Annotated in this window: 1 protein-coding gene; it reads left to right on the top strand. The window is 50.8% G+C overall.

Features of this window, described 5'->3' with window-relative positions; genetic code table 11:
* Positions 1 to 328: 328 nt before the first annotated feature.
* A partial coding sequence (locus B2W52_RS20325) for an alginate export family protein (RefSeq protein WP_286803988.1) occupies positions 329 to 1,034 on the top strand: 706 nt, incomplete at its 3' end.

Below are 1,034 nucleotides of genomic sequence, written 5' to 3'. Positions count from 1 at the left end.
CGCTAATAAAGTTCATCTGAGGTTTCTGGTGTACATTGAGGTGGACCCCATCAGTTGGACAGCCTGAAGGTGCAGTTAAGCTCTGATCCGGCTGTATTCCTGAAAAAAGGAGGCCCGTATGGACGGCTTTGCGAGACGTATAAGGTGGTGGCGCGTTGTTCAGCTCTTTTTGCCTGTGAGCCTATGGAGGTACCCCTTGAGAGTCAGGTTCAATCTGACCGATATCAAGGTTGTCGCTGACATTGGCGCCCTAAACTGAATGAGCGACTTATCGATGAAATATTGACTCCATTCAACCGTTTATACGGCCGCTGAAGGTACCACTAGGATGAAAATGATGCTAACTCCGCTCACTGCCAGGAATGGCCAAAAAAATCAGAAGTCGTTGCTTGTCTTTGCCATTGGTTCGGTTCTGGCCTCTGCCGCAACGCCTGTCCTGTCCATGACCTTTACCGAAGCCTTAACCGGGGGAAAGGTTTCGCTTGATGTTCGTTACCGTTACGAATTTGTGGATCAGGACAACCCTCTTGATCAAGCCCATGCTTCTACCGTTCGAACCCGACTGGGGTACCGGACTGGTGATTTTAAGGGGTTTGAGGTGTTTGCCGAGGCGGAAGATGTGTCCGCTGTGGGGAATGAGAACTACAATAGCACCATCAATGGCATAACCGATCACTCAGTAGTCGCTGATCCGACGGAAACCGAAGTCAACCAAATTTACGTGCGTTACAAAGGTTTTTCGGATACCAGCCTGACCTACGGCCGTCAGCGCTTTGCTCTGGACAATCACCGGTTTATCGGTACGGTTGGCTGGCGCCAGAATGAGCAAACCTTCGATGCCTTTGTCGGCACCAACGAGTCGCTTCCGGACACGAAGATCACAGCGGGCTATCTTTACAATGCTAACCGGGTGTTCTCGGATGCCAGCCCTAATGGCAATTTCCCAATGCAGTCGCCGATTTTCAACGCACAGTATCATGGCTTGGCTGCCGGAACCCTGACCACTTACGGTTATCTTTTCGACTTTACCAACG

Origin of the sequence: Marinobacter sp. UBA2498 (assembly GCF_002341575.1) — a bacterium.
Taxonomy (GTDB): Bacteria; Pseudomonadota; Gammaproteobacteria; order Pseudomonadales; family Oleiphilaceae; genus Marinobacter; species Marinobacter manganoxydans.
The sequence above is the reverse complement of the archived record's forward strand: the minus strand, read 5'-3'. Positions and strand labels throughout refer to the sequence as shown.